The 22,862-nt window shown below is 55.0% G+C and carries 26 protein-coding genes, 1 tRNA gene and 1 pseudogene; 19 read left to right on the forward strand and 9 right to left on the reverse strand.

What is annotated here, in order from left to right; translation table 11 throughout:
• Positions 1 to 37: 37 nt before the first annotated feature.
• Both sauS and ACR0JR_RS02365 read left to right on the forward strand, forming a co-directional pair.
• The gene (gene sauS, locus ACR0JR_RS02360) at positions 38 to 1,459 is read left to right on the forward strand and encodes an acylating sulfoacetaldehyde dehydrogenase (RefSeq protein ID WP_480454867.1); all 1,422 of its coding nucleotides are present in this window, start codon (positions 38 to 40) and stop codon (positions 1,457 to 1,459) included.
• Complete coding sequence (locus ACR0JR_RS02365) at positions 1,456 to 2,967, forward strand: class I adenylate-forming enzyme family protein (protein ID WP_480454868.1); 1,512 nt, start codon at positions 1,456 to 1,458, stop codon at positions 2,965 to 2,967. The genes sauS and ACR0JR_RS02365 overlap by 4 nt, the downstream gene beginning before the upstream one ends.
• 234 nt (positions 2,968 to 3,201) lie before the next feature.
• Here ACR0JR_RS02365 and ACR0JR_RS02370 read toward each other — a convergent pair whose 3' ends face one another.
• The 4 genes and pseudogenes from ACR0JR_RS02370 to ACR0JR_RS02385 form a co-directional block, all read right to left on the reverse strand.
• Positions 3,202 to 3,447, reverse strand: coding sequence for a glycine cleavage T C-terminal barrel domain-containing protein (locus tag ACR0JR_RS02370; RefSeq protein ID WP_480454869.1), 246 nt, complete (start codon positions 3,445 to 3,447; stop codon positions 3,202 to 3,204).
• 18 nt (positions 3,448 to 3,465) lie between these two features.
• Positions 3,466 to 4,207: pseudogene (locus ACR0JR_RS02375) on the reverse strand (hypothetical protein).
• Positions 4,191 to 4,322 carry a hypothetical protein gene (locus ACR0JR_RS02380; protein WP_480454870.1) on the reverse strand — a complete coding sequence of 44 codons (132 nt, stop codon included), beginning with the start codon at positions 4,320 to 4,322 and terminating at the stop codon, positions 4,191 to 4,193. Before ACR0JR_RS02380 ends, ACR0JR_RS02375 begins: the two are co-directional and overlap by 17 nt.
• A 12-nt stretch (positions 4,323 to 4,334) precedes the next feature.
• Positions 4,335 to 5,897, reverse strand: a complete 1,563-nt coding sequence (locus ACR0JR_RS02385; protein WP_480454871.1) for a trimethylamine methyltransferase family protein — start codon at positions 5,895 to 5,897, stop codon at positions 4,335 to 4,337.
• Between the two features lie 107 nt (positions 5,898 to 6,004).
• On the opposite strand from ACR0JR_RS02385, the gene ACR0JR_RS02390 reads away from it, so the two are divergent.
• From ACR0JR_RS02390 to ACR0JR_RS02400, 3 genes are all read left to right on the forward strand, one after another.
• The gene (locus ACR0JR_RS02390; protein WP_480454873.1) at positions 6,005 to 6,877 is read left to right on the forward strand and encodes a LysR substrate-binding domain-containing protein; all 873 of its coding nucleotides are present in this window, start codon (positions 6,005 to 6,007) and stop codon (positions 6,875 to 6,877) included.
• A gap of 72 nt (positions 6,878 to 6,949) precedes the next feature.
• Positions 6,950 to 7,486, forward strand: a complete 537-nt coding sequence (locus ACR0JR_RS02395) for a dihydrofolate reductase family protein (protein ID WP_480454874.1) — start codon at positions 6,950 to 6,952, stop codon at positions 7,484 to 7,486.
• On the forward strand, positions 7,483 to 8,055 hold the full coding sequence (locus ACR0JR_RS02400) for a TetR/AcrR family transcriptional regulator (RefSeq protein ID WP_170539636.1): 573 nt from the start codon (positions 7,483 to 7,485) through the stop codon (positions 8,053 to 8,055). Before ACR0JR_RS02395 ends, ACR0JR_RS02400 begins: the two co-directional genes overlap by 4 nt.
• Positions 8,056 to 8,427: 372 nt before the next feature.
• On the opposite strand, the gene ACR0JR_RS02405 is transcribed toward ACR0JR_RS02400, so the two are convergent.
• From ACR0JR_RS02405 to ACR0JR_RS02420, 4 genes are all read right to left on the reverse strand, one after another.
• On the reverse strand, positions 8,428 to 9,132 hold the full coding sequence (locus ACR0JR_RS02405) for a hypothetical protein (RefSeq protein ID WP_480454875.1): 705 nt from the start codon (positions 9,130 to 9,132) through the stop codon (positions 8,428 to 8,430).
• A 542-nt stretch (positions 9,133 to 9,674) separates the two neighbouring features.
• Positions 9,675 to 9,863, reverse strand: a complete 189-nt coding sequence (locus ACR0JR_RS02410; RefSeq protein ID WP_480454876.1) for a HupE/UreJ family protein — start codon at positions 9,861 to 9,863, stop codon at positions 9,675 to 9,677.
• Positions 9,784 to 10,131, reverse strand: a complete 348-nt coding sequence (locus ACR0JR_RS02415) for a HupE/UreJ family protein (RefSeq protein WP_480454877.1) — start codon at positions 10,129 to 10,131, stop codon at positions 9,784 to 9,786. The genes ACR0JR_RS02410 and ACR0JR_RS02415 overlap by 80 nt, the downstream gene beginning before the upstream one ends.
• 260 nt (positions 10,132 to 10,391) lie before the next feature.
• Positions 10,392 to 10,481, reverse strand: a tRNA-Ser gene (locus tag ACR0JR_RS02420).
• Positions 10,482 to 10,604: 123 nt separating this feature from the next.
• Here ACR0JR_RS02420 and ACR0JR_RS02425 point away from each other — a divergent pair.
• The 9 genes from ACR0JR_RS02425 to ACR0JR_RS02465 all read left to right on the forward strand — a co-directional run bounded on the left by ACR0JR_RS02425 (position 10,605) and on the right by ACR0JR_RS02465 (position 18,052).
• On the forward strand, positions 10,605 to 11,447 hold the full coding sequence (locus ACR0JR_RS02425; protein WP_480454878.1) for a DUF2059 domain-containing protein: 843 nt from the start codon (positions 10,605 to 10,607) through the stop codon (positions 11,445 to 11,447).
• Positions 11,447 to 12,253, forward strand: coding sequence for a DUF2059 domain-containing protein (locus ACR0JR_RS02430; RefSeq protein ID WP_480454879.1), 807 nt, complete (start codon positions 11,447 to 11,449; stop codon positions 12,251 to 12,253). The genes ACR0JR_RS02425 and ACR0JR_RS02430 overlap by 1 nt, the downstream gene beginning before the upstream one ends.
• A 209-nt stretch (positions 12,254 to 12,462) precedes the next feature.
• Positions 12,463 to 13,071, forward strand: a complete 609-nt coding sequence (locus ACR0JR_RS02435) for a 50S ribosomal protein L21 (protein WP_170450721.1) — start codon at positions 12,463 to 12,465, stop codon at positions 13,069 to 13,071.
• Between the two features lie 11 nt (positions 13,072 to 13,082).
• Positions 13,083 to 13,352 carry a 50S ribosomal protein L27 gene (gene rpmA, locus ACR0JR_RS02440; RefSeq protein ID WP_480454880.1) on the forward strand — a complete coding sequence of 90 codons (270 nt, stop codon included), beginning with the start codon at positions 13,083 to 13,085 and terminating at the stop codon, positions 13,350 to 13,352.
• Positions 13,353 to 13,447: 95 nt separating this feature from the next.
• The gene (locus ACR0JR_RS02445; RefSeq protein WP_010440095.1) at positions 13,448 to 14,056 is read left to right on the forward strand and encodes a LysE family translocator; all 609 of its coding nucleotides are present in this window, start codon (positions 13,448 to 13,450) and stop codon (positions 14,054 to 14,056) included.
• Positions 14,053 to 14,589 (forward strand): GNAT family N-acetyltransferase, encoded by a 537-nt coding sequence (locus tag ACR0JR_RS02450; RefSeq protein ID WP_480454881.1) that lies wholly within the window; start codon positions 14,053 to 14,055, stop codon positions 14,587 to 14,589. Before ACR0JR_RS02445 ends, ACR0JR_RS02450 begins: the two co-directional genes overlap by 4 nt.
• A 37-nt stretch (positions 14,590 to 14,626) precedes the next feature.
• Complete coding sequence (gene obgE / locus ACR0JR_RS02455; protein ID WP_480454882.1) at positions 14,627 to 15,661, forward strand: GTPase ObgE; 1,035 nt, start codon at positions 14,627 to 14,629, stop codon at positions 15,659 to 15,661.
• Positions 15,649 to 16,755, forward strand: a complete 1,107-nt coding sequence (proB, locus tag ACR0JR_RS02460; RefSeq protein ID WP_480454883.1) for a glutamate 5-kinase — start codon at positions 15,649 to 15,651, stop codon at positions 16,753 to 16,755. Before obgE ends, proB begins: the two co-directional genes overlap by 13 nt.
• Positions 16,756 to 16,789: 34 nt before the next feature.
• A complete protein-coding gene (locus tag ACR0JR_RS02465; RefSeq protein WP_480454884.1) occupies positions 16,790 to 18,052 on the forward strand; it encodes a glutamate-5-semialdehyde dehydrogenase in 1,263 nt (420 codons plus the stop codon).
• On the opposite strand, the gene ACR0JR_RS02470 is transcribed toward ACR0JR_RS02465, so the two are convergent.
• Positions 18,049 to 18,645 carry a histidine phosphotransferase family protein gene (locus ACR0JR_RS02470; protein ID WP_480454885.1) on the reverse strand — a complete coding sequence of 199 codons (597 nt, stop codon included), beginning with the start codon at positions 18,643 to 18,645 and terminating at the stop codon, positions 18,049 to 18,051. The genes ACR0JR_RS02465 and ACR0JR_RS02470 overlap by 4 nt on opposite strands.
• 42 nt (positions 18,646 to 18,687) lie before the next feature.
• On the opposite strand from ACR0JR_RS02470, the gene ACR0JR_RS02475 reads away from it, so the two are divergent.
• The 5 genes from ACR0JR_RS02475 (at position 18,688) to tsf (ending at position 22,492) form a co-directional block, all read left to right on the forward strand.
• Positions 18,688 to 18,870, forward strand: coding sequence for a DUF3553 domain-containing protein (locus tag ACR0JR_RS02475; protein WP_010440107.1), 183 nt, complete (start codon positions 18,688 to 18,690; stop codon positions 18,868 to 18,870).
• Between the two features lie 106 nt (positions 18,871 to 18,976).
• Positions 18,977 to 19,732, forward strand: a complete 756-nt coding sequence (olsB, locus tag ACR0JR_RS02480; protein WP_480454886.1) for an L-ornithine N(alpha)-acyltransferase — start codon at positions 18,977 to 18,979, stop codon at positions 19,730 to 19,732.
• A 4-nt stretch (positions 19,733 to 19,736) separates the two neighbouring features.
• On the forward strand, positions 19,737 to 20,573 hold the full coding sequence (olsA, locus tag ACR0JR_RS02485) for a lyso-ornithine lipid O-acyltransferase (protein ID WP_480454887.1): 837 nt from the start codon (positions 19,737 to 19,739) through the stop codon (positions 20,571 to 20,573).
• Between the two features lie 166 nt (positions 20,574 to 20,739).
• The gene (gene rpsB, locus ACR0JR_RS02490; RefSeq protein WP_010440118.1) at positions 20,740 to 21,540 is read left to right on the forward strand and encodes a 30S ribosomal protein S2; all 801 of its coding nucleotides are present in this window, start codon (positions 20,740 to 20,742) and stop codon (positions 21,538 to 21,540) included.
• A gap of 76 nt (positions 21,541 to 21,616) precedes the next feature.
• Complete coding sequence (gene tsf, locus ACR0JR_RS02495) at positions 21,617 to 22,492, forward strand: translation elongation factor Ts (protein ID WP_170770869.1); 876 nt, start codon at positions 21,617 to 21,619, stop codon at positions 22,490 to 22,492.
• Positions 22,493 to 22,862: the final 370 nt, after the last annotated feature.

Raw genomic sequence — 22,862 nt, forward strand, 5'->3', positions numbered from 1 at the left:
GAGCTGTTCCGCCCCGAACAACATATCGAGGACCAAAATGAACGCTCAGGACGGGATTTCGCCGGAATTAGCCGAGGTAGATCGTATCGTTGCTCAGGCGCGCAAGGCGCAGAGGGATTTCGAAGCTGGTGGAAGTCAGTTGCTTTACGACAAAGCGGCACTGGCTGCGGGATGGGCCATCATGGAACCAACGCGCAATCGGACACTGGCGGAAACTGCGGTTGAAACCACCGGTCTGGGCAACGTGCCGGACAAAATCACCAAGAACCACCGGAAGACACTCGGCCTGCTGCGCGACATTGCCGACGTGAAAACCCACGGCATCATCAGTGATGACCCGAAAACAGGTATTACCGAAATTGCGCGCCCAATCGGCGTGATCGGCGCGGTTGTACCCTCGACCAACCCTGCCGCAACGCCCGCGAACAACATCATCAATGCGCTCAAAGGCGGTAATTCTATCGTGGTGGCTCCGTCGCCCAAAGGCGTGGCGTCCTGCGAAATGTTGGTTGATTACATCCATTCCGAATTCGACAAGCTGGGGCTGGACCGCAATTTGGTTCAGATGATCCCCGCGCCCGGATCCAAGGCCAAGACACAACGGTTGATGGAAACTGTCGATCGCGTGATTTGCACTGGCAGCCAGAACAATGTCCAACGTGCGCAATCCTGTGGCACGCCGGCCGTTGCGGTTGGCGCTGGCAATGTGATTGTAATTGTGGACGAGACCGCTGATTTGCAGGCAGCGGCAGCTAAAATCACGGCATCAAAATGTTTCGACAACGCGACTTCTTGTTCTTCCGAGAACGCGCTGGTCGTAGTGGACGCAGTCTATGACAAGTTCGTAGCCGCAATGGCTGCCGAGGGCGGCGCTTTGGTGCCGTCCTCTGAGGCAAGTGATATCGTGGCGCGACTTTGGCCTGATGGCCATCTCAACCGTTCAGTCATAGCCCAGGACGCCGAAAAAATGCTCGAAGCCTTGGGGATGGCGGGCAAAGTACCTGAGGGGACTAGATATCTGGCGGTGGAGACAGACGGAATCGGCCCGGATCATCCTTTGTCAGGCGAAAAGCTCAGTCGGGTCCTGGCTCTCTATCGTGCGGCAGATTTTGAGGCGGCCAAAGCCATAGCGTCTCGGATTTTGGTGCATCAGGGGGCCGGGCATTCGGTTGGCATACATACTGGCGACGACGAGCGTGCGATTGGATTGGGTCATGGTTTGCCAACCTGCCGGGTCATCGTAAATCAGCCGCACACCTTTGCCACTGGCGGCAGTTTCACCAATGGAATGCCTTTTTCCCTCTCGATGGGCTGCGGTAGCTGGGGTGGCAATTCCATCGACACCAACCTGCATTGGCGGCATTTCGTGCAGACCACCAAGGTCGTTCGGGAAACATCCCCGCGTGAACCCGAACTGGAAGAGATCTTCGGTGACTACTGGTCGGAGGCCAGACAATGATGGATCCGCCCAAGGGAACTGTTCGTGACTGGTTAGACTACAGGGCAAGCCAGGGAGGAACCGGTTTTGTTTTCCCGGATGGGGTACCGGAGCTGAGTTGGAGTGAGTTGCGCGAAACGGCCCACCGCATCGCAGTTATGTTAACCGGCATGGGTGTGGAGAAAGGAGAAAGCGTCGCGATCCTGTACCCTAACTGCCGTGAAGCGCTAGAGATCCTTTTCGGCGTCCTGTATGGCGGGTTCCGGGCGACGATGATTAACCTTGTCGCAGGTGACAGCGCCGTGGCCTATGCACTGGAACACAGTGGTGCACGCTATGGCTTTGTGCATCCCGGACAAACGGAACTCTTCGAGCGCACAACCGAACCCGTCAGAATCACCGCATTGCAAGTTGAAGACGCTGCCGATGTTGGCGGTAACTTGCACAGTATCTCGTCCGATAGCCATGCGCTGTTGATGTACACCTCGGGAACGACGGGGCGTCCAAAGGGCGTGATTCACACACATTCCAGCCTGCTGGCAGGCGGCTGGACGACTATGGTCGCTCATGAGTTATCCGAGGCCGATCGCGGGTTTTGCGTTTTACCGATTTATCATATCAACGGGCTGTGCGTTACAGTTATGGGAACGCTTGTCTCAGGCGGGTCTTTGGCTATGTGCGAACGATTTTCGGCCAGCCGGTTCTGGGACAATTTGGGTAAGGCTGAAGCGACTTGGTTTTCGGTTGTACCAACCATCATTTCTCACTTGCTGCATTCGGATACAAAACCAGATACGCCTACTCGCCAACGCGTGCGTTTCGGTCGTTCTGCGTCGTCAGCGTTGGCACCGGACGTGCAGCGGGCCTTTGAAGACCGGTTCGAAATCCCCATCGTGGAAACTATGGGTCTCACGGAAACAGCAGCGCAAATTCTGTCCAACCCATTGCCACCAGCCGTTCGCAAGATAGGCTCTCCCGGCATCCCATACGGGAACGAAGCGGCAATTGTTGATGCCGACCTGCGACCTGTTCCACACGGAACAGAAGGCGAACTGGTTATTCGCGGACCAAATGTAATGCTGGAGTACCTCAACGACCAAAACGCAACCAGGGGCACGTTTACGTCTGACGGATGGTTGCGAACCGGTGATCTCGCCCGCATGGACAAGGACGGTTATGTTTTTGTCACCGGCCGATTGAAGGAGTTGATAATAAAAGGCGGCGAAAACATTGCGCCCCGTGAGATTGACGAAGCACTTTATTCGCATCCCGATGTTGTTGAAGCCGCCGCATTTGCGCGTCCCTGCAAAAGCTATGGCGAAACCGTCGAGGCAGCGGTCAAAATTCGTGAAGGGTCCCAAGTGACGTCGCTGGGCCTTTCGAGACTTTGTGAAGCTCAATTGGGTCGTTTCAAGTCCCCCGACGAAGTTCATATCTTGCCGGAACTTCCAAAAGGGCCGTCGGGAAAGATTCAGCGAAACAGAATACTCGAGATCGTTGCCGAGAAGGCTAACGACGTAAAGATATGAACATCTTTGACGCTGGGTGTTTGAAAATCCAAGGTTCGCACTTCATATGCTGCGCAGCTGCACCGTCAGAATGGCTTAGGGCCTTTTTTAGTTGGGTTAACATCAATCGAGGTGCTGAAATGCTACGCGTCACACCAAAGACGGCTTTGGCCGACTGCACCGCGGCATCATATTTGGAACGTTGAAGTCCGCTTTGGGCCGCCCACAGTTTTACAGAAACCCGCAACGATCTCCTTATTCGTGCGTTCGTAGCTTCGTTGGATCGTAGATGGGGTAGTTTGCGATCTTTGCTTTTGTGTTTAGGCCCTCGCCTGCGATGGAGAGCGTCGTTCCAACGAACAGTTCTGGAACAACATGCGCAAAGGCTAGGGATTTCTCCAGCCGGTGTGAGTAGCAGGGGCTGTTGATCACGCCGACAGTTTTGCCACCCCACAAAAGCGTTTCACCGCCAACAACCATGTTGGTGTGGTCGATTTCCAAGCAAACATTGTTTATTTTTTAGGCCCCCTTTGCCGCCAAGACGGCCGCTTTTCCGCGATAGTCAGCCTTGGTTGTGCTGACGGTAAAGCCTAAGCCAACCTCCCATGGGGTGTGTTCTTCGGTCATGTCATAGCCGTAAAACAGCAGCCCGGCTTCGATACGCACCTTGTCCAAAGCGGTAAAGGAACAGGGCATGACTCCCTGTTGCGAGAGCTTGTCCCAGATATCCGTAATCACTGCCCCATCTGCAAAAAAACTCGTAACCGCGTTCGCCGGAATAACCTGTGCGTGAGATGCGGCACGGATAGCCAAAAAGCTTCGCCAGTGCGTGTTCGAAATAGTCCAACTCTGCCAAGTCGATATCTGTGTGGGCGTTCAGGATCTCCAAGGAGGCAGGACCCTGCACCGAAAGGTCATGCAGATCGTCAGTAAAGTCGATCTGAACGTCACGCCCTGCCGCCGAGGCTTCCAGCAGCGCCATGGTGTCGCCGGAGCCGTGCACGATCATCCATTCATTGCCACCATTGTTCGACACGATCGCATCGTCAGCGATCCCGCCTCCATCGGTCAGAACACAGAGGTATGCAGCCTTACCCGGTCCAACTTTGGTCAGATCGCGCGTGGTCAGATGGTCCAGTACCGCTTGGGCTTCGGGGCCGCGCACGAACACTTTCTTCAGGGGAGACATGTCGAACATACCGGCTCGTTCACGGACCGCATCGTGCTCATCATTGGAATCGGAGTTAATCGTGCTCATCATTGGAATCGGAGTTATAGGTCCAGGCCGTACCCATGCCGTTCCAGTCCTCCAACCCAGAGCCAAGCGCGGTATGGCGCGATGCAAGGGCGGATGTGCGGCTAAGCTCTTCGGTCATGGGGCTTCCTTTTTAGTACCATTCGTCCGGCATGCTTGCCTTGCGTTCAGACACGAAGTCTTCAAGCGCGGCTTTTGTGCCGGGGTTCATTTCGGGCTGTTGATAATCGTCAAGCATTTGGCGCCACCGCGCCGTAGCGCGTTGGTCTGATGTGAACGCGCCGTTTTCCGTCCAGGTCTCGAAGGGGCCGGCATCCGGGATTTGCGGTTCAAAATTCGCCGATTTGTAGTGACGCAGCGTGTGGCTGGTGGAGAGGAAATTCTTACCCGGGCCGGTTTCGAGATAGGCATCTCGACCGAAAGCCTCGTCGTCGACGTCAAAACCCTGCAAAAGTTTCAGCATCGCGCCGCAGTGATCTACGTCCATGATGAACTTCTCGTAGGACATGACCAATCCACCTTCGAGCCAGCCCGCCGCATGCCAGACCTGATGCGCGCCGGATAGAAGTGTGGACCACATGGCCCCCGTACTGTCCTGCATCGCTTGTCCGTCCGGGGCGTTGGACGCGGTGATTTGTCCGCCGCCCGAGCGCACCGGAACACCAAGTCTGCGTCCCAATTGCGACAACGCCATGGTGACCATGTTCGCCTCTGCCGATCCGAAGGTCAGAGCGCCCGTGCGGAGGTTCATGCTGGAGTGAAAGGACCCCATGACAACCGGGCAACCGGGCCGGACAAGCTGCGCCAGGGCGATACCGACCATGGCTTCGGCCAGTGTCTGCGCGACCACTGCTGCGGGTGAAAGCGGCCCCATGGCACCTGCAAAGATCGCCGGAGAGATACACACGCATTGGTTTGCTTCGGCATAGATGCGCAGCGCGGACGACATGGTGTCATCGAAAACCAGTGGAGAGTTGACGTTGATATTGGCCTGCATCACGGCGTTGTATTCCATGATGTCGCCCCCAAAGACCAATCGCGCCATGTCGATGCTGTCCTGCGCGCGGTCTGGCGCGGTGACCGATCCCATAAAGGGCTTAGTCGATAGGGTGAGATGGGCCAACACCATTTCCAGATGCCGCTTGTTCACGGGAATGTCTGTCGGCTCAACTACGGTTCCGCCGGAATGATGTAGGGCAGAGGAGCTGTATGTGAGTTTGATAAAGTTCCGGAAGTCTTCGAGCGTCGCGTACCGACGACCATTGGTCAGATCGCTGACAAAGGGTGACCCGTATCCCGGCATCAGGACAATATTGTCGCCACCGAGGGTAACGGTGCTGGTCGGGTCCCGACCGTGCAGTTTGAACTCGGACGGTGCTGTGGCGCAAAGGTCGCGCGCATGTCCCGGGTCAAACCGAACACGCTCACCTTCGACGTGAGCACCTGACTCGGCAAACATCTCTAACGCCGCGTGGTCGCCTCGAAAATCGATCCCGATCTTGCCCAGAATCCAGTCCGACTGTTCTTCGATCCGCGCCAAAGCCGCATCGCTCAGCAACGCGTATGCAGGTATCTTTCGCTTCGCAAACGGAGCGCTGGCCGCAAGTGTGCCTCGACACGACGACCGACTGCGACGGGATCGGCTGCGGCGCTCTGCAGGTTGCGGTGTATCCTTTGTTGCGTTCAAGGAACCCAAACGCGTTACTCCTGCTCTTCAGTATCGGATTTAGAATGGGCAATGTTGCGTGATTGGAAATCGAAATTTTCTGGTCTCAGCGTTCAAATTTCTTATACAACGAGGGTATGCCTCGTCACTTTCATCATCATGACCTTCTGCGGCTGTTTGCCGAGATTGCCCGATATTCCAGTTTCTCGGATGCTGCCACGGCCCTGAACATGACCAAAGGCGCGATCAGCTATCAGATAAAGACGCTTGAGACAGACTTAGGAATGGCCTTGTTTCGGCGCACGACGCGCGGCGTCACGCTTACGAATGACGGGCTAAAGCTGCTGGTGACTTGCCAATCCAGGTATGAAGAAATTGAATCCGGTATCCTGACATTGAAGGGGAAAATCTCACGGTCTCTGACCGTTGGCGTGTCCACCTATTTCGCGGCGCGCTGGCTATCTCCTCGCCTGATGACGTTCATGCAACGCCACCCGGATGTGCAGTTGCGCATTCAACCGATGATCGAATTCTCTGATCACGAGATGCAGGATGTTGATCTGGCGATTAGATGGGGAAACGGTGAGTTCGGTCACGGCAATGTAACCCGCTTCATGCCGATGTCGCCCTATCCCGTTGGGAATGCCTCAGCGGCCCGAATGGTTGCAGAATCGGGAATAGATGCCTCCATATCACAACTCATCTTGCTAAGAGATCGTGATGACAGCAACGCTTGGTCCGATTGGCTGACCGCGGCACATCTGCCCCAGCAATCGCGGCAGGATGTATTGATCGTTCCTGACCCCAATGTCCGGGTGCAAGCCGTCATCGACGGGCAGGGCATCGCCTTGATGGATGACCTCGTGTCGGCTGATTTGGAGGCGCAACGGCTGTTCCGGTTGTCCGATATTGAACTGCCCGACTACGGATACTTTCTTGTTCAGCCACATAACGCCGTTGCGACGGAGGCCGTGGCCGCCTTCTCGGAATGGGTGACCAACCAATCCTGACCACGTTTGGCTTGAACATCATCGGTTTGAAATTTATACGCCGTATAAATTAAGGCTTACGGAGGCACCGATATGACAACTGGGCACATCATGATGGCCATGAGCCTGGATGGTTTTGTTGCAAGACCCGACCACGCGCTTGACTGGCTGAACAAGCAAGCGACGCAGAACGAAGATCACGGCTTTGCAGAGTTTCAGGGGCGGATGGATGTGATCGTCATGGGGTCGGGATCGTTTCGCACGGTTGTGGGATTCGGGGAGTGGCCATACTCCATCCCCTGCATCGTGATGAGCCGCACTATGACTGACGAAGACGTTCCCATGGAGCTGCGCAGCAGGGTTGAGGTTTCAACGCTTGAGCCGAATGTCCTATTCGCCTCTTTGCAGAAGCGCGGATTGCAACGGGCCTATGTCGATGGTGGCGCGGTTATTCGATCGTTTATCGAGGCGGGTCTTATCGAAGACATGAAGATTACCATCGTCCCAATCCTTCTTGGTGATGGCATCCGGATTTTTGGTTCCAACGACAGGGACATTGATCTGGAACTGGTGTCCTCAACACCTTTCCCTTCGGGGCTGGTGGACCTTGAATACAAGGTGAAACGGTGACCAAGGTCGTTTCAGTCGGACGGCCGGTAAAGTCGTCGCAAAAGCTCTCAAAGCAACTGATCCTCAGAACGGCGCTGCCGATCGTTCAGAAAGGCGGCGTTGAAGGACTGTCATTTCGTGTGTTGGCTGAACAACTGGGCGTCACCCCGATGGCAGTCACGTATCACGCAGGTAGCAAGAAGCAGCTTTTGAGCGATCTGGTTGAGCTTGCATTCGAGGGTGTCCTGGATGACATTGAAGGCGACCCTCCGATCAAACGGGCCCGCAGCATACTGGCGACCTACTACGGGTATGCGTTGAAGAACGCTAAACTTCTGCGCGCGATCCTCAACGACGTGACACTCATGAGCGAGGATCTTGTCCGTGTCGCGGTAGAATTGAAGACCAGCACGGACCAGCTGAAGAATAGCGATGGCGGAGATGTCCTTGTTCACCTTCTGATCGACTATGCGCATGGCTTTGTGCTCTCCGCATCCAGCGGAGAAAACAATCCGCTCACAATCGACGACTTTCTGCGCGGTGTTGACTGGATTCTGAATCAAGCAGCCGGAATGAACGAGGCGATCTAAGATGAAGAACATCTGTGCGGTGCGCCAGAACACGTTTGAAGACGTAGACATCAGTATCTACGCAATAAGATCTCGGAACTTGCGGGTGTTTCCGGTTCGGGAAATTATTCGCTGGTTGAATTCACTGTGGGGGATGTTCTGCACCGGCGGCGAATGTCTAGAAAGCAGAATACCACCACAGCATCTCAGCTTGCTGTTGGATGTCACCTTAGGACCGTTTTCGGTACTTGCGAGCGTGGGCAGAGTTCGGAATTCGCCGCGTTTCCGCGAGGCACATTCCTGAACACAGATCAAACATTCGATAAAGTTAGGACATTGATTGATCTACAGTCAGAGCGTGAGAATTCGGCACGAAACCAATTTTAGTTCCGATCAATCCTTGAATTTTGCATCCACAATCGCAGCGAGAACAAATCGCGTTGCTGGATCAATTTCGTCGCCTTGGAGAAGGCTTTCGAATTGATGGTTTAATGCCTTTGAATGCCAGTTTTGCATGGTCGTTGCGATGCGGGCAGCCAAAGACGCGTTATTAGCCATGGCCTCAGAATACAAACCAATGATGTATGGTCTATATTCCGGGTGAACGGTGCCGCCATCAGCCAATGCCCGAACAAGTTCCTTGATGCTTGCATGGTGCACATGGAATTGCCCGAGTGCCTCTCCGATTGCGCGGATTGCTTTCATGCCATCGACTTCGATCCCGGCAAGTGCCCATTCATATACATTTGATCTTTTTGATCGCAATATCTCCGCAAAATTGAACCTAACAACAGCAGCGGCCGTTTCGTCAGTCTGCAGGCCCAGTAGCCGGATGGAAACCGGTACATAACTGACGCGATCAATTCTGCCGAATTCTTCCAATAGCTGGCTTGTCTCAACAGAGGTTTTTAGGGGTTGCACGAGTTGATACGGTGCCCGATGTATCTCGATCAATGCGACATTGCGCAAGATCGGGTCTGGGTGTGACAGGTAGTTGGCCAAAAAGGCTATTCGTTCCTGTTTAACGGATTTTGTGGAAGGCCAGAACGCTGCGGCCTCTCGCAAGCGATTTACAAATTCGGCTCTTTCAGGCGTCATCAGAAAAATTCGTGTCCAACGCCGGGATATAGCGCGGCCAGCGCTATCCCGGTCAATAGAGCCGTAAGTGAATAGCACAGTCTTGTCGGGATCGGATTGCAGCGCGCGCCTTGTCACGCTGTCGATCAGGAACGGGATCTCAGGTAGTCTACCAATTTTCCGATCATTTTCTTTCCACACTTGTATTGGTGCGAACTTGAAAGGATTGTCTGGCTGAGGTCGCGCGAGGACGATGAAATCTGCCGAAAGAATATGGTCCGCAACAGAAGCTTCCGGTAGTTCGATGCAAACCGAACATGCGTGCAGCGACCGGGGCCAAGCCACGACACAGAAAAACAGACAGAGAATGGCCATCAACAGCGGAAGATGTGGCATCCAATTGATTTGCTTCTCCGCACTCGACATAAGAAACCGTTCTATCCCCAAAATCCCTCAACACGTTCAACCAGCCAAAACTGAGCCTATCAGATAAATGGTCGCCGTGTTTAGAAATTGCCGTTTCTCTGCTTTGATCCGTTCGAATGCCGGAGAAAGCTTCGTGATCAACTCGCCAGTGAAAGGATCCCGGCAACAGACATGATTTGACCGATTTCCACACCAAGGTTGAACCCCAAACGAGCAACAAATTTGTCTCCCTCTGGTAACCCGATTTCATTCAGAGCACTGGCAAAAACCGGGCCGTGTAGAAGGCCGAAAGAAAATGAGACACACCACGGCCATCTCTTGGACATACGCAGTTGCTCGCCGTCGCATTTTTGCAATTTCAACCGCAAGAATGAAGATTGACAAAGCGATGACAGCTTCCACAGGTGGGGAAGGGGCATGGATCAATTTCAATGAAGCCAAGGCCAGTGTAATACTATGCGCCAAGGTAAAGGCGGTGATAGCAGTAGGTATGGTCCGTTTCACCCCGCGCTCTGCTAGTTCGCGCAGCGCTACATTTAATACTTGTAGCGAATGGCGATAACTGGAGCTGCCACAGCAGAATAAAAGCACCACGCTGAATGCCTCTCATGGGCAGGGGATAGATCGTGGAATACGAGACAGGGTTCTATGCTTCAGGAGTTCCGAGGCTGCTACGAGCCCATCCCAGTCTTTGTATTTTTGTGCGGCGCGGACTTAAGCAGACATGTTTGCTTAAACTCTAAAACTATTTTGAGATATCTGGATACTGACCCAGCTGTTGTCAAACGGATAGTACACCAAAAGCGAGTGACGCTTCGCGCCGCTGACAAAGGCATGTACTAGTCTCAGCAAAGTGGCGGAGAGACAGGGATTCGAACCCTGGGTGGGCTTGCACCCACAACGGTTTTCGAGACCGCCCCGTTCGACCACTCCGGCACCTCTCCGCGGGGGTCTGTGAAGGGGGGATTTAGTGGTGAACGGGCAGGGGCGCAAGTGGAAAATTCCGGAATTTAGTGATCCTGGGATTTTCCATTGCCAGAGACAAGAAAACTCCTAGGCTGATGGGTATGACCTACCATCTACGCCAGTTTACCATCAGTGTTATACTTCTGCTTCTTTCGCTAGGTGCCATGACGGCGCAGTCGCATGCCGCCAGCCGAGACCAGATTGAGGCATTTCTGACCACAACAGGGTTTGACGTTGCGTTGGAAAGTATCGCGCATGCGTCTGCCTCGGCCCCGCAAATGCTGGGAATTGACCCCGACGGTTTCGGTTCAGATTGGACGCGACTGACTGAAGAAGTATTCGATACAGAACTCATGTACGATACCGCTGTTTCAATCCTCGAGCAGACGCTCAGCGACGAGGCGTTGGACCATGCTGTGACATTTTATGCATCCGCGTTGGGGCAAAGACTAGTCGTTGCCGAAAACGCAGCTCATTCGGATGAAGATGATGATGCCAAGCAGCTTGCGGGGCAGGAAATTGTGTCCGAGCTCATCAAAAATGGATCTTCCCGCGTCGAAAGCCTGAAACGAATGAACCGAGCGGTAGATGCAAGCGGCACTTCCTTACGAGCACTGCAGGAGATTCAGGTTCGGTTTTTGATGGCGGCCAGTGCGTCCGGCATTATCGACTTGCAACTCAATGGGGATGAGCTGCGTGAAATGATGCGCCGCAACGAAGGCGATATGCGTCGATCGCTGCAACTGTCTGCATTGGCCGGTGCGGCTTACACCTACCAAGAATTCTCGGATGATGATGTCGACGCCTATGTCGAGGCTCTGGAACAGCCTTTGATGCAAGAGGTGTATGAGCTGTTGAACGCAATCCAATACGAGATCATGGCAATGCGATTCGAGGTTTTGGCGACCCGCATGGCCGAGCTTCGTCCGGCGCAGGATATCTGATGCGCGTTCTCGCCGCTGCGATCTTGTTGGTCGTATGGGCAGTGCCCTTGGCAGCCAATCAGCAGGCTGAACGGTTGATGCAGGCCATGCATTTGTCGGATTTCCTGGAAATTCTAAGCGAAGAGGGCTTGGCCCAAGGGCTCTCGATTGACGAGTCGATGCTGGGCGGAGCGGGAGGGTCGTATTTTCAGGCTCAGGTTGCTGAATTGTATGATCCTTCATCCATGTACAAACGCCTTTCGCAATCGGTTGGGCGCATAATGACCAATGCACAATTGGAACAGTCTTCGATCTTTTTCGAAAGCGATCTTGGGCAGAGCATTGTTTCTCTTGAAAATTCAGCTCGGAAGGCTCTGGCGGATGATACGATCGATCAGATGGCGCGAACGGCCTATTTTGAGAGTGATCGTGAAGACATGTTTTTTCGTCTGGTGGACGAGTACGTGCAGGTTAACGACTTAATCGAACAGAATGTCCGGGGAACCATAAGTGCAGACTTCAGTTTCTACCGTGGGATCGCCTCGGAGCAGAACGGGTCATTGGATGAGGCATCCGTGTTGGATGAATTGCTGTCCCAACATGAGCAGACCAAGGCAGAAACGACGGAATGGATGTACTCATTTCTTCTTTTAGCCTATCGGCCTTTGAGTGAAACGCAATTGCGCGAGAACATTGCCTTTTCGCGCACGGATGCCGGACGCGCCCTAAACGCGGCTTTGTTCAAGAGTTTTGACGAGATGCTCAACAGCATCTCATACCAGCTTGGCCAGGCCGTTGCGCAGGCAATGAGCGCCTCGGATCTTTGATCCCGGTTTTGGGTTGACTTTAGCGGGCAATGCTTGGATAAGCGCGCATCCCGGCCGGTTTTCCGCGCCGGGTATCGTTATTCTTTGACCCGATAGCAACGCGTTAAGGGTCATCCACTCTGCCCGAAAAGGGCGCGCTGTTCGAGGTGGCGAAAGCCAGAAACACCCAACCGGGGACCACAGAACGCGGTTAGACAAAGGAAAGACGCATGTTTGCGGTCCTCAAGACTGGCGGCAAGCAGTACAAGGTTCAGGCGGGTGATATCCTCCGCGTTGAAAAGCTGGCTGCCGACGCAGGTGAAAAAGTTCAATTCAACGATGTTCTGATGCTGGGCGGTGACGCTCCGGTTGTTGGTGCACCTTTCGTTGAAGGCGCAGGCGTACAGGCCGAAGTGATCGAACAGATCAAAGGTGACAAGGTCATCAAGTTCGTCAAGCGCCGTCGTAAGCACAGCTCAAAGCGCACCGTTGGCCACCGTCAGAAGCTGACTCTGGTCAAGATCACCGACATCCTGTCGTCGGGCGCTGACAAGTCGGGCATCAAAGCTGCAACCGGATCTGCTCCGGCTGGCGAAGCGGCACCTGCTGCAAAGCCTGCCAAGAAAGCAGAAGCCAAGGCAGAGGCACCCGCCGCTGCTGCTGACGATCTGACCAAGCTGAACGGTGTCGGCCCTGCCGCTGCCAAAAAGCTGGTTGAGGCCGGTATCGAGAGCTTTGCCGCTCTGGCCGCCTTGTCGGATGAGCAGATTGCTGCTATCGACACCATCAAAGTGAAACCCGAATGGGTTGAGCAAGCCAAAGAGCTGGCTCAAGGCTAAGGAGAGAGAGAATGGCACATAAAAAAGCTGGCGGTTCCTCCCGTAACGGTCGCGACTCAGCAGGTCGCCGCCTTGGCGTGAAACTGTATGGTGGCCAGGCAGTCATCGCAGGCAACATCATCGTACGTCAGCGCGGCACCAAGTTCTGGCCGGGCGAAGGCGTAGGTATGGGCAAAGATCACACAATCTTTGCAACTGTCGATGGCGCCGTGAAGTTCCATAAGGGACTTAAAAACCGCACCTTTATTTCGGTCCTGCCAGTGGCGGAGGCCGCAGAGTAAGCCGAAACCCAGAAGGTTTAAGAAAAATTCATGGGGGACCGGCACAAAGTGCCGGTCCCTTTTTCGTTTTAACGCAGTCGTGATCACCAGAGCCGATGACAGTCGCAACCACCAGTTTCCTGATTTTTGCCGCCTCGCAGGTTGGCACACCGGGACCAGCCAACATGGTCCTGCTGGGAACAGGTGCGCGCTATGGGTTTCGGTCGGCGCTGCCGTTTGTAGGCGGGGTCATTCTGGGCAAGCAGTTGATCATCTGGCCGGTTGGTTTCGGACTGATGCAGGTGGCCGATCAGGCGCCGCTGGTGTTTGAGGCGCTCAAATACGCTTCGGCTGCCTATATTTGCTGGCTTGCGTGGAAAATCGCCAATCTGCGGCTTTCTCGCGGTCAAACGGATAAGCAAGTGCCCGGATTTCTGGCGGGGTTAATTGTACACCCGCTTAATCCCAAGGCCTGGGCGATGATTATTGCGGGCTTCACTGGATTTGTGGCCGCAGGGACACCGAGTTTTGAGGCGACTCTCACGATCGCTCTCTGTTTGTTGATCTGCCAGATCGTGTTGCACCCGATTTGGACATTTGCAGGAGATCGGATCGCCCATGCGGTTGAAGGTCGGCCTGCCGAAAAATATCTGATGTGGACGTTAGCCAGTTTGACAGTTGCGTCCGTACTTTTTGTGTTGTTCGGAGGAGGAACGCACTCATGAAACTTGAGGCGATAATAAATCAGCCGGTCATTGAAACCGAGCGGTTCGACCTGCGCCCCCTGCGCCGGTCGGATATGGGACTAATTGAGCACTACGCCGGCGATGAACGTGTCGCGCGCATGACCACGCGGATCGCCCATCCGCTGCCGCCCGGAGCTGTCGAGGCGTTCGTAACGCGCGCCATGTCGGACGAGCGGGACGAGGACGTTTGGGCGATGGATGCGACCAAAGATGGCGGGCCCGAGCTGATTGGCTTGACTTCGCTTGAAAAGCTGGATCGCAATCAATCCGAAATCGGCTATTGGGTCGCGCCGGTTTATTGGAACACAGGTATTGCATCTTTGGCTGTTGAAACTCTGGTCAAAGCCAATCCGCTGGAAAACGCGACCATGTTCGCCAGCGTGTTTCAGGACAATCCGGCCTCAGCTCGGGTGCTGACTCATTGCGGGTTCCAGTATCTTGGCGATGCGGAAACATATTCGGTGGCGCGCGATGCGAATGTGCCCACCTGGACGTATACAAAGAAACTCTGACTTGTGGCCGATGGGGCCTTTGCAGTAGGGGACAGCTATGAAATTTCTCGATCTTGCAAAGGTCTACATCCGGTCCGGGGCCGGAGGTGGCGGCTGCGTCAGCTTCCGACGCGAAAAGTACATCGAATACGGCGGACCCGATGGCGGGGACGGCGGTAAGGGCGGTTCGGTATGGGCCGAAGTTGTGGACGGGCTGAATACCCTGATCGACTTTCGTTACCAGCAGCACTTCTTCGCCAAGAACGGTCAACCCGGCCGCGGTCAGCAGCGTACTGGCAAGGATGGTGATGATATCATCCTACGTGTGCCTGTCGGAACCGAGATTCTCGATGAAGACGAAGAGACCGTGATTTGCGACCTGACGGAAGTTGGTCAGCGGGTCCTGTTAGCCAAAGGTGGCAACGGCGGGTTCGGTAACCTGCATTTCAAATCAGCCACCAATCAAGCCCCTCGCCGTGCCAATCCGGGGCAGGCGGGGATTGATCGCACGATTTGGTTGCGGCTGAAGCTGATTGCGGATGTGGGTCTGCTTGGGATGCCCAATGCGGGCAAGTCAACCTTTCTGGCCGCAACATCAAACGCTCGGCCCAAAATCGCTGACTATCCCTTTACTACGCTGCACCCAAATCTGGGCGTTGTCGGCGTAGATAACGTGGAATTCGTCGTCGCAGACATCCCCGGCCTGATCGAAGGCGCGCACGAAGGGCGTGGGATTGGGGATCGCTTCCTCGGCCATGTCGAACGCTGCGCCGTTCTGCTGCATCTGGTCGATGGCACGTCCGAAACCGTCGCCGAAGATTACCGCACCATCATTCACGAACTTGAGGCCTATGGCGGCGAGCTTGCGAACAAGCCGCGTATCACCGTTCTGAACAAGGTTGACGCTCTGGATGAGGAAGAACTTGAGCTTGCCAAGGAAGAGCTCGAGCAATCCGTGGGTGGCCCGGTTATGACGATGTCTGGCGTTGCGCATCTGGGTGTAACAGAAGTGCTGCGCGCTTTGCGGGCACAGATTGATGAAAACCGCCTGCGGCAAAAACCCACCGAGGAGGCAGAGCCTTGGCAACCCTGACCGCCGCAAACCGCATGGTGGTCAAGATTGGGTCCGCCTTGCTGGTGGATCGGAAAACCGGCCAGTTGCGATTGGAGTGGTTGCAATCGCTCGCACGGGATGTGGCATGGCTAAAAGGGCAGGGGACAGATGTCATCCTGGTATCTTCGGGCTCGATCGCGCTTGGGCGTGGAGTTCTTGGATTGCCAATGCAGACGCTGCCGTTAGAGCAATCTCAGGCCGCGGCTGCTGTCGGTCAAATTAGGTTGGCCCGAGCGTATGAAGAAGTATTAACGCCACATGACATCAAGACCGCGCAGGTTTTGGTGACGCTAGAGGACAGTGCAGACCGGCGGCGATACCTGAACTCTCGCGCGACGCTTGAGACATTACTTGGGTTAGGTGTTGTGCCTATCGTTAACGAAAATGACACAGTGGCGACCGATGAAATTCGGTATGGGGACAATGACCGGTTGGCTGCACAGATCGCCGTGACGGTCGGCGCAGATCAATTGATTTTGTTGTCAGACGTTGACGGGTTCTATACTGGCAACCCGATCGAAGATACCACCGCAACTCGATACGAGGTGATCAACCAGATCACGCCCGAGATCGAGGCCATGGCCGGTGATGCGGGATCGGGTCTGTCTAAAGGCGGAATGAAAACCAAGCTTCTCGCCGCCAAGATGGCAACGGCTGCCGGCTGCACCATGGCAATAACTGAAGGGTCAACATTGAACCCGTTGAAAGCGCTGGAAAACGGCGCAAATTGCACTTGGTTTACAGCAACACTTGATCCGCATGCTGCCCGGAAACGCTGGATATCGGCCATGAAACCGCGTGGTGAGATCATGATCGATGATGGTGCGGTTACAGCTCTGACAAACGGTAAAAGCCTTCTTCCTGTTGGAATTGTTGAAGTGACCGGCGAATTTGGACGCGGTGACCCAGTTACGATCCTAGACCCAGCAGCGCGACCACTGGCGCAAGGCCTCAGCCGCTATACCGCGCAAGAGGCCGACGCGATCAAGGGGCGCAAGTCCTCTGAAATCGAAACCACACTAGGCTATCCGGGCCGCGCAGTGTTAATCCATCGCGATGATCTGGCGCTTTGATAGAATAGAGAGAACCACCTGAAAGGCTTACGAGATGAAAGACTTCGACAGTATTCCCAGCCTGATGGAAGACCTCGGCAAACGCGCGAAATTGGCTTCGCGCGAACTGACATTTGCCAGCGCCAAACGAAAGCACGCGGCGTTGATCGCGGCTGCAGATGCCGTTTTGAACAATCGCAATGACATCATTGAGGCCAACAAGAAAGATTTGGAGTTTGGTCGTGAGAAGGGCCTAAGTCCAGCGATGATGGACCGCCTGATGCTGGATGAGGCGCGCGTTCAAGGTATGGTTGACGGCTTGCGAACCGTGGCTGATCAGGCCGATCCTGTGGGTGAGGTTCTGGCCGAATGGGACATGGCCTCGGGTCTGAACATTCAGCGTGTACGCACGCCTTTGGGTGTGATCGGAGTGATCTATGAAAGCCGCCCCAATGTGACGGCGGATGCGGGTGCGCTATGCCTGAAGTCGGGCAATGCAGTAATCCTGCGCGGCGGGTCCGAGAGTTTTCATTCGTCAACCGCTATTCATGCCTGTTTGGTCGAAGGACTGAAGGCCGCCAACCTGCCCGAAGATGCAATCCAACTGATACCGACCCGTGATCGTGCCGCAGTGCAAGAGCTGCTAACGATGACAGATTACGTTGACGTCATTGTCCCGCGCGGCGGCAAAGGTTTGGTCGGTCTTGTGCAGCGCGAGGCGCGCGTGCCGGTCTTTGCCCATCTTGAAGGCATTGTTCATATCTATGTCGATAAGGCTGCAGACCCTCAGAAGACGCTGGATGTGGTATTGAATGCCAAGACGCGGCGCACTGGCATCTGTGGTGCTGCGGAGTGTTTGTTGGTGCATCAGGACGTGGCGGAAACGCTTGGGCGTGACGTCATTGCGGCGCTTCAAGCGGCGGGTGTCGAGGTTCATGCACAAGGCATCTTGGCCAATGATCGCACTATTGCCGCAACTGATGAGGATTGGGGCAAGGAGTTTTTGGATAGCATCATCGCAGCCAAGCCTGTTGCTGACATCGATGCTGCGATCGATCATATCAATACGTATGGTTCCAGCCATACAGATTGCATCATGACCGAGAACACTGCTGCTGCAGCGCATTTCTTCGAACGTCTCGATAGCGCTATTCTGATGCACAACGCCTCAACCCAGTTTGCCGACGGTGGCGAGTTCGGAATGGGCGCCGAGATCGGCATTGCAACAGGCAAGATGCATGCGCGCGGACCTGTCGGGGCGGCTCAGTTGACCAGCTTTAAATATCTGGTGCGTGGAAACGGAACGACGAGGGCTTAGAATCTCAGTTTCACCTGGGTTGTGGTCGTTTCTACCGCAACCCGACGCCCCATCGCAGCGGCGGTTTCGGGCAACAGTGCAAATTGAACATGCGCAGGACTGACTTTGCTGGCAAAACAGCCGGTTGAAACCCCTTTCCACAAATCGGGGTCTAGATTCAGTTTGTCGGCTGTTCCTGTCACAGTCCACGCATCACCCCGAGTTTCGATCTCCACCTCACCACCAAACGGCATCGCGCTTTCGCAGCACATCACGGCGAGGAAGGCGAGTTTAACCTGATTGCGCGGCACGGGTTCGGTCAGGTTCCATGTGATCCGAACCCGGCTCGCCTTCTCCAGATCCTTCAGCAGTTCAATTACCTCAGTTCTTCCCAGCGGTTGATCACTGGCTGCCCCAAAGGCCACGCGAAAGAACCGGATGCGCGCGCCCGCACTTCCAACGCTGCCGGAAATCAGCTCCATCTCGGGACCCTGGACTGCGCCAACCATCTCCAACAGTTCAAGCCCGTTGGTGATTGCCCCAATTGGGCTGATCAGATCATGACAGATCCGAGAGCCGATCAATTCGGCCAGGTTGACGTCTGAAGCGCCCATGCGTACCTCCTGCTGCATCTGCCTCAGGACCCGGAGCCCAATATGACAGATCTGAATGCCATTCTTGCACCGGGCATGTATGTCCGCCACCCCGATTTCCCCGATTGGGGCGTTGGACAGGTGCAGTCCAATATCGGGGGCAAGATCACCGTGAACTTTCGCGAGCAGGGGAAAGTGGTAATCGATGGGACACGCATAGCCCTGATGCCGGTCTTTGATCCGTGAAACTGGTTTAGGAAAGGTTAACAACTCAGGCGAAACGCGGGCTTGTTGCCTTTCGCAATGCAATCGCGCTATCAGCGCGCAATCACAAATAACGGACCAATCATTGATGCCGGATAAAGGCCCCTCATTCACCGTAAAACTTGCTGAGACCGAGGCTGAACAACGCGCAGCCCAGCGTCTGCGCTACGACGTCTTTGTGCGTGAACTCGGCGGCGGTGGTGAGATGGTGGACCATGAGTCCGGGCTCGAGAAAGACCGGTTCGACCCTCATTTCGATCATATGCTGGCCATTGATGATTCAACGGGCGAGGTTGTCGGCGTCTATCGATTGCTTCCCGGTGAGCGAGCGGCCGAATTGGGACAGTTCTATTCCGAGGATGAATATGACCTCACCGTTTTAAAGCAAAGCGGGCGCAAACTGTTGGAACTCGGGCGTTCGTGTTTGCATCCCGACTACCGTGGTGGCACTGCGTTGTATCACCTGTGGAATGGGCTGGCGGCCTACGTCACTGAGCGCGAAATCGAAGTTCTGTTCGGCGTCGCAAGCTTTCATGGCACCGATGTCCAGAAGCTGGCACAGCCGCTATCGATGCTGCATCACAACCATCTAGCCCCACCAGACCTAAGGGTCCGGGCACAGCCGGGCGTGTTTCAGCCCATGGACCTACTGCCGGCCGATGCCCTGGATCGTCGTGCTGCCATGGTTCAGGTGCCATCCCTGATCAAGGCTTACCTCCGTCTGGGCGGTTTCGTCGGTGAGGGGGCTTTTATCGATCATGCCTTCAATACAACCGATGTGTGCCTGATCCTCGACACCACCCGCATGAACGAGCGTCAGCGACGCATTTACAGTGGAGCGTAACGAGGTGAGCGATCCCTCATGGCAGAGCGAAGACGAACCTGATCCGATCGAACTTAGTGTTCTTGGCTGGATATTGGTGTTTTTGCGCGGCGTCCCTCTGGCGGTGCTAGTTTTTGGGGGCCTGATCGTTCTGCTGTCGATACGCTTGATCGAACGTCCATTATGTGGCGTTCAGCGACCAGTTACACCTTTCATCAGTCAATTTGTCTGCCGCAACGCGTTCAGGATCCTCGGGATAGGATTTCATAGCTCTGGTGAGTTGATGAGGGAACGTGGCGCCGTGGTCGCAAATCACACGTCTTGGCTGGACATTTTTGCGCTGAATGCCCGCAAACGCGTGTACTTTGTCTCGAAAGCCGAGGTGGCGAAGTGGCCGGGGATCGGATGGTTGGCACAAGCAACCGGTACGGTATTCATTGAGCGAAATCGCCAAAAAGCTCGCGAACAGACCCGCATATTCGAAGAGCGCCTTAAAGCCGGGCATAAGCTATTGTTCTTCCCAGAGGGCACTTCGACAGATGGTTTGCGAGTTTTGCCATTCAAAACAACGCTTTTCGCTGCGTTCTTTACAGATGAGCTGCGTGAATTCATGTATGTCCAACCCGTCTCAGCCATTTTTCATGCGCCCAAAGGGCAGCCTGCGCGCTTTTACGGTTGGTGGGGTGACATGGATTTCGGGCCGCATCTGCTCAAGACGTTGGGCGCGCGACGACAAGGTTGGGTGGAATTAATATATCATGAGCCCGCCAAGGTCAGCGATTTTGAAAACCGTAAAGCTCTGGCAGCACATTGCGAACAGGCCGTGCGGCACGCTCACAGCTTGGCGCGGCTTGAAAAATAAGGGCATTTGGCCCTTGCACTGTCTCAAATCCTGTCATATACGCGCGCCATTCAAACCCGCAGGCGGGGTTTGGGTCATTTGAGGGAGACATCCTTATCTGGCCCGCCGGTTGGAGCATCCGCTTCTTTCACCCCCGCCGAGGCGTAAACCGGAAAAGGAAAATAGCATGGCTCTTCCCGAGTTCTCCATGCGTCAGCTGTTGGAAGCTGGCGTTCACTTTGGTCACCAGACACAGCGTTGGAATCCCCGCATGGGCCCGTTCATCTACGGCTCGCGCAATGGTATCCACATCATGGACCTGACCCAGACTGTTCCGATGCTGGATCAGGCTCTGCAGGCTGTTCGTGACACCGTCGCAAAAGGTGGCCGCGTTCTGTTCGTAGGCACCAAGCGTCAGGCCGCTGGCCCGATCGCTGAAGCCGCTGAAAAGTCGGCTCAGTACTATATGAACCACCGCTGGCTGGGCGGCACACTGACCAACTGGAAAACTGTTTCCCAGTCGATCAACCGTCTGAACCAGATCGACGAAGCGATGGAAGCGGGCGCCGAGGGCCTGACCAAGAAAGAGCGTCTGGGCATGGAACGTGACCAGGGCAAACTCCAGGCTTCGCTGGGCGGCATCCGCGAAATGGGTGGCGTTCCTGATCTGCTGTTCGTCATCGACGTCAAGAAAGAAGCACTGGCCATCGCCGAAGCTAACAAGCTGGGTATCCCGGTTGTGGCTGTTGTCGACACCAACTGCTCGCCTGACGGTGTTGACTACATCATCCCCGGCAACGACGACGCAGCGCGCGCCATTGCTCTGTACTGCGACCTGGCCGCACGCGCCGCTCTGGACGGTATGACCGCTCAGATGGGTGCTGCAGGTGTTGATCTGGGTGCATTCGAAGAAGCTCCGGTTGAAGAAGCCGTTGCCGAAGAAGCACCCGCAGAAGAAGCCGCGCCGGAAGCCAAAGCCGAAGCGTAAGCTGCCCGTCACGTAAATGACATATGGGGCAGGGTAGACCTGCCCCAATTCCGTTTGAATTGAGGAGAGCCAAAAGATGGCAATCACAGCAGCAATGGTAAAAGAACTGCGCGACTCGACCGGCGCAGGCATGATGGACGCAAAAAAAGCGCTGACCGAAACCGGCGGCAATATGGACGAGGCCGTTGACTGGCTGCGCACCAAAGGCCTGGCCAAAGCAGCCAAGAAATCGGGCCGTACCGCCGCCGAAGGTCTGGTGGCCGTTCACGTCAACGGCGGCAACGGTGTTGCAGTCGAAGTGAACTCGGAAACCGACTTCGTTGCGAAAAACGGCGAGTTCCAGGAAATGGTCGGCAAGATCACCTATGCAGCCGAAGGCGTCGACGATGTCGAAGCTCTGCTGGCTGCCGATCTGGGCGGCAAATCTGTTGCAGACACCCTGACCGACAAGATCGCCACCATCGGTGAGAACATGTCGGTACGCCGCATGTCCAAGCTGAGCGGTGACACTGTCGTGTCCTATGTCCACAATGCTGCAACCAGCGGCATGGGCAAGATTGGCGTTCTTGTTGCTCTGTCTGGCGGCGATGAAGCCTTCGGCAAGCAGGTTGCAATGCACATTGCAGCAGTGAACCCGGCGGCCTTGTCTGAGGCGGACATGGACCCGGAAGTTGTCGAGAAAGAGAAGCAGGTCCAGATGGACATCGCCCGCGAATCCGGCAAGCCGGAGCAGGTGATCGAAAAGATGATCGTCGGTCGTATGAAAAAATTCGTTGCCGAGTCGACTCTGCTGAACCAGGACTTCGTTGTGAATCCTGACCTGACCGTCGAAGCTGCGGCTAATGAAGCGGGTGCAACCATCACCGGATTTGTCCGCATGGAAGTAGGCGAAGGCATCGTTGTCGAAAAAGAAGACTTCGCAGCCGAAGTTGCGAAGGCAGCTCAAGGCTAAAGATAAAATACAGCCTCACTGAGGGGCTGCAATCCATAAAAGACCCGGTTGCGATGCAGCCGGGTTTTTTTGTGCTAGGCAGCTTTTCAATGCGCAGTAAACAACAACAAGGAAAAGAGGGGATTGAGGGGCCCTGCATGATGGGGATGGAAGGGCCCCTCAAAAATTCCGACAAAGCGACGCGGACGAATAGACGCCTCTATGTCAGAGCGATCAGAGAGCTTTGGTATTACAAAGATCCAATCAAAATGTTCCCTGGCTAAAGCCACCACTCACGGAACAATACCAATTTGCAATTTATGGGGGAGATTCGGAAAGTCATGTATTCCTTACCCTAGGTCAATTTGACGCAATGTAGCGTCAAATCAGG

Source organism: Ruegeria sp. AA3 (genome assembly GCF_056542905.1).

Excerpts from the sequence above, each read along its gene's own strand:
- sauS (WP_480454867.1), top strand. The coding sequence starts at position 38 with ATGAACGCTCAGGACGGGATTTCGCCGGAATTAGCCGAGGTAGATCGT.
- ACR0JR_RS02365 (WP_480454868.1), top strand. The coding sequence starts at position 1,456 with ATGATGGATCCGCCCAAGGGAACTGTTCGTGACTGGTTAGACTACAGG.
- ACR0JR_RS02380 (WP_480454870.1), bottom strand. The coding sequence starts at position 4,322 with ATGACCGAAGAGCTTAGCCGCACATCCGCCCTTGCATCGCGCCATACC.
- ACR0JR_RS02390 (WP_480454873.1), top strand. The coding sequence starts at position 6,005 with ATGCCTCGTCACTTTCATCATCATGACCTTCTGCGGCTGTTTGCCGAG.
- ACR0JR_RS02395 (WP_480454874.1), top strand. The coding sequence starts at position 6,950 with ATGACAACTGGGCACATCATGATGGCCATGAGCCTGGATGGTTTTGTT.
- ACR0JR_RS02405 (WP_480454875.1), bottom strand. The coding sequence starts at position 9,132 with ATGACGCCTGAAAGAGCCGAATTTGTAAATCGCTTGCGAGAGGCCGCA.
- ACR0JR_RS02410 (WP_480454876.1), bottom strand. The coding sequence starts at position 9,863 with ATGTCCAAGAGATGGCCGTGGTGTGTCTCATTTTCTTTCGGCCTTCTA.
- ACR0JR_RS02425 (WP_480454878.1), top strand. The coding sequence starts at position 10,605 with ATGACCTACCATCTACGCCAGTTTACCATCAGTGTTATACTTCTGCTT.
- ACR0JR_RS02430 (WP_480454879.1), top strand. The coding sequence starts at position 11,447 with ATGCGCGTTCTCGCCGCTGCGATCTTGTTGGTCGTATGGGCAGTGCCC.
- ACR0JR_RS02435 (WP_170450721.1), top strand. The coding sequence starts at position 12,463 with ATGTTTGCGGTCCTCAAGACTGGCGGCAAGCAGTACAAGGTTCAGGCG.
- rpmA (WP_480454880.1), top strand. The coding sequence starts at position 13,083 with ATGGCACATAAAAAAGCTGGCGGTTCCTCCCGTAACGGTCGCGACTCA.
- ACR0JR_RS02445 (WP_010440095.1), top strand. The coding sequence starts at position 13,448 with ATGACAGTCGCAACCACCAGTTTCCTGATTTTTGCCGCCTCGCAGGTT.
- ACR0JR_RS02450 (WP_480454881.1), top strand. The coding sequence starts at position 14,053 with ATGAAACTTGAGGCGATAATAAATCAGCCGGTCATTGAAACCGAGCGG.
- obgE (WP_480454882.1), top strand. The coding sequence starts at position 14,627 with ATGAAATTTCTCGATCTTGCAAAGGTCTACATCCGGTCCGGGGCCGGA.
- ACR0JR_RS02465 (WP_480454884.1), top strand. The coding sequence starts at position 16,790 with ATGAAAGACTTCGACAGTATTCCCAGCCTGATGGAAGACCTCGGCAAA.
- ACR0JR_RS02470 (WP_480454885.1), bottom strand. The coding sequence starts at position 18,645 with ATGGGCGCTTCAGACGTCAACCTGGCCGAATTGATCGGCTCTCGGATC.
- ACR0JR_RS02475 (WP_010440107.1), top strand. The coding sequence starts at position 18,688 with ATGACAGATCTGAATGCCATTCTTGCACCGGGCATGTATGTCCGCCAC.
- olsB (WP_480454886.1), top strand. The coding sequence starts at position 18,977 with ATGCCGGATAAAGGCCCCTCATTCACCGTAAAACTTGCTGAGACCGAG.
- rpsB (WP_010440118.1), top strand. The coding sequence starts at position 20,740 with ATGGCTCTTCCCGAGTTCTCCATGCGTCAGCTGTTGGAAGCTGGCGTT.
- tsf (WP_170770869.1), top strand. The coding sequence starts at position 21,617 with ATGGCAATCACAGCAGCAATGGTAAAAGAACTGCGCGACTCGACCGGC.